Consider the following 10,114-nt stretch of genomic DNA (forward strand, 5'->3'; position numbering starts at 1 on the left):
GTGAACAAACACAAAGTTATGACTGTTGTAGGAACAAGGCCTGAAATAATAAGACTTTCTCAAGTGATTAGAAAACTAAATAAATCAGAAGCAATAGAACATTATTTAGTTCATACAGGACAGAATTACGACTATGAATTGAACGAGATTTTTTTTAGAGATTTAGAATTAAAAAAACCAGACTATTTTTTAAATGCAGCAACTGGAAATGCCGTTGAAACTACCGGTAATATACTTATGAAAATAGATCCTATCTTAGAAAAAATAAAGCCAGATGCATTTCTAGTTTTGGGAGACACCAACAGCTGTTTATCCGCCTATGCAGCAAAAAGAAGACATATCCCTGTTTTTCATATGGAAGCGGGAAATAGATGCTTTGACCAAAGGGTTCCTGAAGAATTAAATAGAAGGATAGTTGATCAAATAGCTGATATAAACCTTGTATATAGTGATTTAGCTCGGGAACATCTTATCAGAGAAGGATTTCCTTCAGATAGGGTAATAAAAACGGGAAGTCCAATGTACGAAGTGTTACAAAATAAGAAGGAAGAGATCGAAAAATCAGAAATTTTAAGTAAATTAGACTTAAAAGAAAATCAATATTTTGTAGTCTCGGCACACAGAGAAGAAAACATAAATTCTGAAAATAATTTTAACAATTTAATAGATAGTCTAAACGCAATAGCAGAAATATATCAACTACCGATAATTTTTAGTACACATCCTAGAACAAGAAAAATGATAGAATTAAAAGATATAAAACTTCATCCACTAATTAGAACAGAAAAACCTTTTGGTTTCATCGATTATATCAAGTTACAAATGAATGCAAAGGCTGTTTTAAGTGATAGTGGAACAATAAGCGAAGAAACATCTATATTAAAATTAAAAGCTTTAAATATTAGAGAAGCTCACGAAAGGCCAGAAGCGATGGAAGAAGCAACTGTGATGATGGTAGGGTTAAATAAAAAAAGGATACTTCAAGGATTAAAGATATTAGAAACTCAAAACAAAGAAACAATAAGACCTGTTAATGATTACATAGTTCCAAATGTGTCTGACAAAGTATTAAGAATAATTGTATCTTATACTGATTATGTCAATAGAGCCGTTTGGGGAGAGAATTGATGAGAAATAAAAATATAAAAAAAATAATGTATGTAACTTCAATGAATGTAATTAAAATTAATGATAAATATTATTGTTCAAATGCAGCTTTACCTACTTTAAATAGGTATATACATAACTTTGGATTTATTTATTTAATATGTAGAGTCCATGATAAAATAGAGAAAAATGATAGGTATTTTGTGGAAATGCCAAAAGAAGTTGAGGTTTTGGGTGAAAGTTCGTATATAAAAATGTTAAGGCCAAGATTTTTGAATGTTATAAAAAGCACTTTAAAAAACACGAAATTTATTTTTATTCATTTTCCATCTATACCAAGTTATTTAGTTGCTTATTACGCTAAAAAAATGAATATTAACTATTGCTCCGTTGTTGTTGGATGCACATGGGATTCTTTTTTTAACTACAGTTTTATTGGAAAAATATTAGCACCTTTTAGTTTTTTAATAATGAAAAAATACATACGAAAAAGTAAATATGCCATTTATGTGACAAAAGAGTTTCTTCAAAATAGATATCCATGTTATTGTAATTCAATAAATGCTTCAAATGTTTATATAACAGAATTAAATGAAGAAATTCTACTAAAAAGAATTAAAAAAATTGAAAATTATAAAGATGATCACATATATTCTCTAGCAACATGTGCTGCAGTAGATGTGAAATTTAAGGCCCAAGAAGATGTTATAAAAGCAATTTCAAAATTAAAAAGAAAGGGAAAAATCTTTAATTATTATCTAGCTGGTGGAGGAGATCAAAAATATTTGAAAAAAATTTCTAGAAAATATAATGTAGAAAAACAAGTATTTTTTTTAGGCAACCTTAATAATGAACAAATAAATAATCTTTTAGATAAAATTGATATTTATATTCAGCCTAGCAAACAAGAAGGGTTACCAAGAGCAGTGATAGAAGCAATGAATAGAGCTTGTCCAGTACTAGGGGCAAATACAGGTGGTATTCCAGAATTAATAGATAAAAAATATGTTTTTAAAAAGGGTAGAGTTAATGATATTGTAAAAAAGATAGAAGAAATTTTAAAAGATGATATGAAAAATGTAGCAAAAAGAAATTTTGAAGAATCATCTAAATATTTGAGTAGTATAATAGATGAAAGAAGAAACAACTACTACATTAAAATAAAAAAAGAAAATGATTTGTAAATAATTCTCAAAATTAATTAGACAAGGATCTGACCGATAAATGAAAATAGCAGTAGCAGGAACAGGATATGCGGGATTATCATTAGCAGTGTTATTATCTCAAAACAATGAAGTAGTAGCACTTGATATAATAAAAGAAAAAGTAGAGATGATAAACAACAAAAAAACACCCATATCAGACAAAGAAATAGAAGAATACGCAGCCTCACCCCTTGTTTTATTTTACCATTTCTTTCATTTTTCTCCAATCTCCATGAGGGGTGATTACGGGAGGGATTGATGATGATTTATAATAAATTGTTATTTCTTTGGCTGGATGATCAAGCATTTTATCCTCAACAAATTAAAAAAAGAGGTATAAAAGTAGCGAATGTTTTTAAAAAACACCCGAAGATAATCAGGGCTATAAGAAGATTACAAATAGATATGAAAATACCATTTATAAAACCTTGGCTGGAATCTTGGGCAGATAATTTAGACAAATATGAAACAATTATAATTCATTCATCAGTTATTACTGTACCTGTTGTAAAATATATTAGAAAGAAAAATAAAAATATTAGGTTAATTGTTTGGTATTGGAACCCTGTATCTAAGTCAGCTTCAATTGAAGATTATCGAAAATATGATTGTGAGATATGGTCTTTTGATAAAAACGATTGCGATAAATACAATTTAAGTTTTAATACTCAATATTATTTTGATAATATTAAATTAGGTGATTCAGAAGAAAAACATTTAGAGGTTTTATTTATTGGTGGAGATAAAGGTAGAATTGAAAATTTAGCAAAGATTAAATATTATTTAGATAGAAATAATATTTCAAATCTTTTTTATATCACACCCACTGGCAATAAAAAAAATAAGAAGCATTTAAAGCTTTATAATAACAAAAAAATTCCATACGAGGATGTTTTAAGATATATATCTAAAAGCAAAACTATTCTTGACTATGTATCTGAAAATCAATCTGGAATGACAATAAGACCATTAGAAGCACTTTTTTTTGGTAAGAAATTAATTACTAATGATATAAATATTATTAATGAAAATTTTTATAATGAAAATAATACTTTCATTATAAAACATGATAATTTAAATGATTTGAAAGATTTTTTGAAAAAACCATATAAAAATATAAATGAAAATATAATAAAATATTATGATTTTGATGAATGGTTGAAAAGATTTTTTAAGGGGTAAATAATGACTATATTGCTATATTTTACTGTAATGTTGATTAATTTGATGTTAGTTTTTAATAAAAAACAATCTAAAATGATTTCTTTACTAACTATATTGTTTATTATTCTTTTTATAAGCGGAGCGGGTCCTAAATATTCCACGATTAATCATTCAAGAGATTATATTAATTATGAAATTAGTTATAATAACTCTTTGGAAGAAACTTACTCAAATAATTATAATATATCTTATTTATTTCTGAGCAAAATAGGAAATAAAGTAGGTATTGATTTTTTTTATTTTCGATTAATTCTTATATCTATACTATTTTTTATATTATATTTGAGAATAAAAAATTATACTTTTAATATTAACCTTTTTTTATTATTATATATATGCTGTACCCTATGATAATGGATAGTGAACAATTAAGAAATTTTATTGCATTTATAATTATATTTGTATCTTTAGATTTATTAAAAAGCAAGAAATTAGTACATAGAATATTATTATTTGCATTAATATTATTTTCTGGAACTTTTCATATAGCTTTCCTATTTTATATACCTTTAATTTTTATTAACATACATAAAAATAGAATAGTAATATTTTTAGTTTTAGTTTCTATAATTACTTTTTTTATTGCAATTATGAATAATAATACTATACCCTTTATAGGTTTATTAACAAATATGGTATCTAATGATGAAATTGTTTTCTACCTTAATTTAAAGACTAATTTAGGGTATCTTCTACCTGTTACTCTTCATCTAATAAACTTGTTTATGATTATATGGTCCAAAAATATTTTAAGTTCATCAGAATTTAAAGATACAAAATATTATAGGTTAACAGATATTATATTATATATTAATTTTATAGGTATTATTTATTTTCCAACTTTATTATTATCTTTAACATTTTATAGATTATTAAGAAATATATTTATAATAAATTTGATTGTATATTCAAATACTATTTATGTTTTTAGAAAAAACATCTTGAAATATTTAATTTATTTATTTTTTGTTTTTCTGAATATGTTTTTATGGTTTTATTTTGATTTGATTTTTACAACAAAGCCCGAAAGAGTACTAATACCTTTTTTTACCCAAAATTATTTTTTTAATTAGAAAGGACTAATTAAATGAAATCCATAATTCTCGCAGGTGGCAGTGGTTCACGCCTTTATCCCATAACAAAAGGAATAAGTAAACAGTTACTACCAATATACGACAAACCTATGATATACTACCCCTTATCAACAATAATGCTTGCTGGAATAAGGAAAGTACTAATAATATCTAACCCCGAATACATTGATTCATTCAAAAGGCTTTTAAACGACGGAAGCCATTTAGGAATGAATATAGAATACGCAGTCCAAGAAAAACCAAGAGGCCTTGCAGATGCCTTTATCGTTGGAGAAAAATTTATAGGAAACGATAATGTCTGTCTGATACTGGGAGATAACATATTTCACGGTCAAGGATTCTCAAGCATGCTCAAAAGAGCTGCTTCCTTACAAGAAGGAGCTGTTATATTTGGATATTATGTAAAAGATCCAAGAAGCTACGGGGTAGTTGAATTCGATGAAAACAACAACGTAGTATCCATAGAAGAAAAACCAGAAAAACCAAAATCACACTATGCAGTACCAGGGTTATATTTCTATGACAACCAAGTCATAGAAATAGCAAAGAACTTAAAGCCATCAGAAAGAGGAGAACTTGAAATAACGGATGTCAACAAAGAGTACCTGAAAAAAGGACAATTAAAAGTGGAGTTATTTGGCAGAGGGTTTGCATGGTTAGACACAGGCACATACGACTCACTACTTGAAGCAAGTAACTATGTAGAAACCATACAAAAAAGACAAGGATTCTACGTATCTTGTATAGAAGAGATAGCATACAGAAACGGTTGGATAAACAAAGAACAACTAAGAAACCTTGCAAAAGAAATGAAAAAGGTAGAATATGGGAAGTATCTATTAGAAATAGCAGGTGAAAACAATGTCTAAATTCAAAAAGATAGAAACAGGTATAGAAGGATTATACATAATAGAGCCAACGGTATTTGGAGACAGGAGAGGATTTTTTATGGAAACGTGGAACAAAAAGGATTTTCAAGAAATAGGGTTAGACATGGAATTTGTTCAAGACAACCATTCAAAAAGTAGAAAAGGGGTACTAAGGGGGTTACACTTTCAAACAAAAAACTCGCAAGGTAAATTAGTAAGGTGTATAACAGGTAAGGTGTACGATGTGGCAGTTGATTTAAGAAAAAACTCCAAAACGTTTGGAAAGTATTACGGCATAGAGCTAACAGAAGAAAACAAACTCATGTTCTATATCCCCGAAGGATTCGCTCATGGATACTTAGCTCTAACTCAAGAGGTGGAGTTTCTCTACAAGGCAACCAATTACTACTCTCCGGAGTATGAAAGCGGAATAATATGGAACGATGAAGATATAAATATAGAATGGCCATTTGAAAAGTACGGGATAAAAAAAGAAGATTTAATACTCTCAGAAAAGGATAAAAAACTACAAAGATTCAAAGAATATATAGGTGAAATACAATGAAAATACTCATAACGGGAGCAAACGGTCAGTTAGGACAAGAATTCCAAAAAAAGTTCAACCAATTAAAAATATCATACATACCAACAGATTATCAACAGTTAGACATCACAAATATCGAACAAATAAGAAAGTTAGTACAAAAAGAAAAAGACATAACCCATATAATAAACTGTGCTGCTTACAACAACGTAGACAAAGCAGAAGTAGAATGGGAAAAGGCGTATACGATAAACGGCCTTGCTATACGTAACCTTGCCATAGTATCAAACGAAATAAACGCAGAACTAATACACTACTCAACGGACTATGTATTTTCTGGAACAAAAAAAGAATACACCATATACGATGAACCTTCCCCAATAAACAAATACGGCGAAAGTAAAGCCTTAGGAGAAAAAGAAGTAAAGCAAGCACAAAGATATTACCTAATAAGGGTGAGTTGGGTATTTGGAATGGGGAATATAAACTTTGCAAAAAAGGTAATAAGTTGGAGTAAAGACAAAGAAGAGTTGAGTATAACAACGGATGAAAAAAGTGCGCCAACATACACAGTAGACTTAGTAGAAGCAACGCTTGAATTGATAAAACACAAAGTATATGGATTGTACCATATAACAAACACACCATGCACAAGGTACGAATGGGCAGAGTATATACTAAAACAGATAGGATGGCGAGGAAGATTAAACCAAGCAAAAAGAAGTGATTTCAACTTACCTGCAATAAGACCAGAAAGCTCTGTACTCAACAACTTTGGATACAACCAAGTAACGGGCAAAAGTATGCCAGATTGGAAGGATGCAACAAAAAGATTTCTAAAAGAAATGGGGTATAACCTATGACAATCTTAGTAACGGGTGTAGCTGGTTTTATTGGAAGTAACTTTGTGTATTACTACCTAAGAAAATACAAAGACAGAAAGATAATAGGATTAGATAAATTAACCTATGCTGGTAATTTAGATAACCTATCTAAATTAGGTGAAGAAGAAAAGAAAAGGTTTGTTTTCATAAAAGGGGATATAAACGATTTAGAATTGTTGGAAGAAATATATTCAAAATATGAAATAGATGGGATAATAAACTTTGCGGCAGAAAGTCATGTAGACAGATCAATACATGATCCAAGTATATTTCTAAAAACAAACATCTTAGGAACACAAACACTGCTACATGTATATAAGCAACATTACGATGAAAGAAAAAAACAAAAGTTCTTACATATATCAACCGATGAAGTATATGGAGCACTTGGACCAACAGGATGCTTCACAGAAGAAACACCATTAGACCCACACAGTCCATACTCAGCAAGTAAAGCAAGCAGCGATCTAATAGTAAAGGCATACCATGACACCTATGGACTAAATACAAACATAACAAGATGCTCAAACAACTATGGACCATACCAATTCCCAGAAAAGTTAATCCCTCTAATGATACATAATGCTTTAAACCACAAAGAGTTACCAGTATATGGAGATGGGAAACAAATAAGAGACTGGTTATATGTAGAAGATCATTGTAAAGCAATAGACTTAGTATTTGAAAAAGGAAAAAGTGGAGAGGTATACAACGTAGGGGGACACAACGAAAAAGAAAATATAGAGATAGTAAAACTGATAATAAATTACCTTCAAGAAAAAACAAAAGACAAAGAAATAAATGAAAGTCTGATAAAACATGTGAAAGACAGATTAGGACATGACAGAAGATACGCTATAGATCCAACAAAGATAAAAGAAGAATTAGGATGGGAACCAGAAACAATATTTGAGCAAGGAATAAAACAAACAATAGATTGGTACTTAGAAAACCAAGAATGGATGAAGAAGGTTATAACAGGAGAGTATATGGAGTTTTATGAGAAAAACTATGTTGATTAGAGGAATATTATGGACCTAAAAAAAAGCTTAATGAAAGTATTTGGGGCAAACTTTATATCTCTAATAGTTAGTGTTGTTAATGGTTTACTAATACCAGCTTTTTTAGAAATAGAAGAATATGCATTATTGAAAACTTATACTTTATTTATTAGTTATGTAGGTATTTTACATTTTGGTTTTTTAGATGGGATATTTATAAAATATGGGGGTAAAAATAAAGAAAAAATAAATTTAAGTCAATTAAAATATGAACACGATTTAATTTTTTATATGCAATTTTTATTAACTTTAATAAGTTTATTGATAGGGATTATACTTAAAGATATTATTATTATAGCCTTTTCTCTTTCTATAATTCCTATAAATATGAAAACATTTTATTCATTTATATTTCAAGCACTTGGAGAATTTAATTTATTTGCAAAAATAACATATATGTTTCCAATAACTATGCTCACATTAAATTTGTTTTTTATATACATCGTTAAAATAAATAATTATATTCCTTTTGTAATTGCAAACCTTTCTTCATACTACATTATTTTTATTGTATTTGAATTTAAATATAGAAAATTATTTAAAACAGAAATATCTGAAAAGGTTAATTACAAACTAATTTTTATGTCGGGGATATTTATTATGTTGGGCAATTTAGCAAATAAAGTTTTTTATTCATTAGATAGATGGTTTGTTAAGTTTCTACTAAGTGTAGAAAACTTTGCTTTTTATTCATTTGCAATATCTATGATGAGTGTAATTAACGTTTTAATTAGTTCAATATCAATGACTTTTTATCCTTATCTATCAAAAGGTTATTCAATTAATCAAATAAAAAAAATTAAAAGTTATTTAATCATAATAGGAGCAATAGCCTCTAGTGGTTATTTTGTTTTATCATTTATAGTAAATGAATTTTTACAAAAATATAGTAGTTCATTAAGTATTATTGCTATTTTGTTTGTTGGTTTTCCAGTTACTACAGTAATAAATTCTTTATACGTTAATTTATATAAAGTTAATAAAACAGAAAAAAAGTATTTTTTTGTAGTTCTAAAAATGGTTGTAAACTCTTTCGTTTTTAATATAATAGCGATTTTAATTTCAAAAAATATTTATTCAATAGCTATAGCAACCTCTTTATCCTTTTATTTTTGGTTTTTTTATTCAGCTAAAGATTTTGATGGATTGAAAACAAATATAAAAGAAATCGTTTTTTTAACATTATATGCACCTTTATTTTTATTTTCTAGTAATTATATGAACTATATTAATGGATTTTTAATATTTTTTATTGGCATTTTTTTATTGGTATATTTTATGTATAAAAAAGAATTCAGAGAATTAATAAATAAGATAATAAAAAAACCATCTGAATAATGATATGATACCTCCAGAGTAGACACGTAATTAATAAAAATGTAAAGGGTAAAATAAAAATGTAGGAAAAGTTGCAAATAAAAATGTAGGAAAAGTTGCAAATAAAAATGTACAAAAATGCACATAAAAATGGTATCTTTCTCTTAGAGTTTGAATTAGGAAAAGGAGGAGAAGGATATCGAAGATGAAAGAGATGAAAAAGCAGATAGAAATAATAAAGGGGATGAAACCAGAGAAATCAGTGAAAAGGTATCCGAGGTTTGAAACATTAGAAGGATTACATGCACAGGTAGATTGGAAAGAAGATATAAAACTATAATCGAAAATAGGAGGATACTCGAGATACTGTTACTTTGAATACAGGAAAGAAAAGACACAACAAGATGTATTTGAATGTTTAATATTGGAATTTAAGCAAACGGGAGGTGTTCCAAAAGAGATATTGTTTGACAATATGGGAACCGTTGTTGACATCAACGAAACTGGTAATGAGGGCATTTGCAAGGGTAGCAAACTTTCATTTCTTGAAAGGAACGGAGGATTTTGATTTTTTTGTTTTTTCAATTGATTTCAGAGAGGTACGAAAAACATAGTACCATAATAACAATGAATACACGGTGTTCTGATTGGCAAGAGATATTTGGCGGCCTCACCCCCAGTTATTGGAGAATAAATAAAGAAATCTTACTTTTTCACAAAAATGGTTTTGGAATTAAAAAAATTATTATCATCAGAAAAGGTTCTACTAAATTCACTAGGTGTCATATAATTCAAAGAACCGTGTGGCC

The 10,114-nt window shown here is 28.1% G+C and carries 12 protein-coding genes and 1 pseudogene; all 13 read left to right on the top strand.

What is annotated here, in order from left to right:
- A complete protein-coding gene (wecB, locus tag PW5551_RS06315) occupies window positions 1-1,128 on the top strand; it encodes a non-hydrolyzing UDP-N-acetylglucosamine 2-epimerase (RefSeq protein WP_113074943.1) in 1,128 nt (375 codons plus the stop codon).
- Window positions 1,128-2,291, top strand: a complete 1,164-nt coding sequence (locus PW5551_RS06320) for a glycosyltransferase (RefSeq protein WP_113074944.1) — start codon at window positions 1,128-1,130, stop codon at window positions 2,289-2,291. Before wecB ends, PW5551_RS06320 begins: the two co-directional genes overlap by 1 nt.
- 40 nt (window positions 2,292-2,331) lie before the next feature.
- Window positions 2,332-2,499, top strand: a pseudogene (locus tag PW5551_RS06325) (UDP-glucose 6-dehydrogenase); the annotation flags it as partial.
- A gap of 74 nt (window positions 2,500-2,573) precedes the next feature.
- Entirely contained in the window at window positions 2,574-3,494 is a 921-nt protein-coding gene (locus PW5551_RS06330) for a hypothetical protein (protein ID WP_113074946.1), read from the top strand.
- Window positions 3,495-3,865: 371 nt separating this feature from the next.
- The gene (locus PW5551_RS06340; protein ID WP_255420128.1) at window positions 3,866-4,609 is read left to right on the top strand and encodes an EpsG family protein; all 744 of its coding nucleotides are present in this window, start codon (window positions 3,866-3,868) and stop codon (window positions 4,607-4,609) included.
- A gap of 14 nt (window positions 4,610-4,623) precedes the next feature.
- The gene (gene rfbA, locus PW5551_RS06345) at window positions 4,624-5,499 is read left to right on the top strand and encodes a glucose-1-phosphate thymidylyltransferase RfbA (RefSeq protein WP_113074949.1); all 876 of its coding nucleotides are present in this window, start codon (window positions 4,624-4,626) and stop codon (window positions 5,497-5,499) included.
- Complete coding sequence (gene rfbC / locus PW5551_RS06350; protein ID WP_113074950.1) at window positions 5,492-6,064, top strand: dTDP-4-dehydrorhamnose 3,5-epimerase; 573 nt, start codon at window positions 5,492-5,494, stop codon at window positions 6,062-6,064. The genes rfbA and rfbC overlap by 8 nt, the downstream gene beginning before the upstream one ends.
- Entirely contained in the window at window positions 6,061-6,906 is an 846-nt protein-coding gene (gene rfbD / locus PW5551_RS06355; RefSeq protein WP_113074951.1) for a dTDP-4-dehydrorhamnose reductase, read from the top strand. The genes rfbC and rfbD overlap by 4 nt, the downstream gene beginning before the upstream one ends.
- Window positions 6,903-7,949, top strand: a complete 1,047-nt coding sequence (gene rfbB, locus PW5551_RS06360; protein WP_113074952.1) for a dTDP-glucose 4,6-dehydratase — start codon at window positions 6,903-6,905, stop codon at window positions 7,947-7,949. Before rfbD ends, rfbB begins: the two co-directional genes overlap by 4 nt.
- 9 nt (window positions 7,950-7,958) lie before the next feature.
- The gene (locus PW5551_RS06365; protein ID WP_113074953.1) at window positions 7,959-9,326 is read left to right on the top strand and encodes a polysaccharide biosynthesis protein; all 1,368 of its coding nucleotides are present in this window, start codon (window positions 7,959-7,961) and stop codon (window positions 9,324-9,326) included.
- A 184-nt stretch (window positions 9,327-9,510) separates the two neighbouring features.
- Window positions 9,511-9,645, top strand: coding sequence for a hypothetical protein (locus PW5551_RS10835; RefSeq protein ID WP_370445922.1), 135 nt, complete (start codon window positions 9,511-9,513; stop codon window positions 9,643-9,645).
- Window positions 9,646-9,729: 84 nt separating this feature from the next.
- Complete coding sequence (locus tag PW5551_RS10840; protein ID WP_199562231.1) at window positions 9,730-9,873, top strand: hypothetical protein; 144 nt, start codon at window positions 9,730-9,732, stop codon at window positions 9,871-9,873.
- 5 nt (window positions 9,874-9,878) lie between these two features.
- The coding region (locus PW5551_RS10730) for an ATP-binding protein (RefSeq protein ID WP_304598340.1) at window positions 9,879-10,114 on the top strand (236 nt) is incomplete at its 3' end.

This window comes from Petrotoga sp. 9PW.55.5.1 (genome assembly GCF_003265365.1).
Lineage (GTDB): Bacteria > Thermotogota > Thermotogae > Petrotogales > Petrotogaceae > Petrotoga.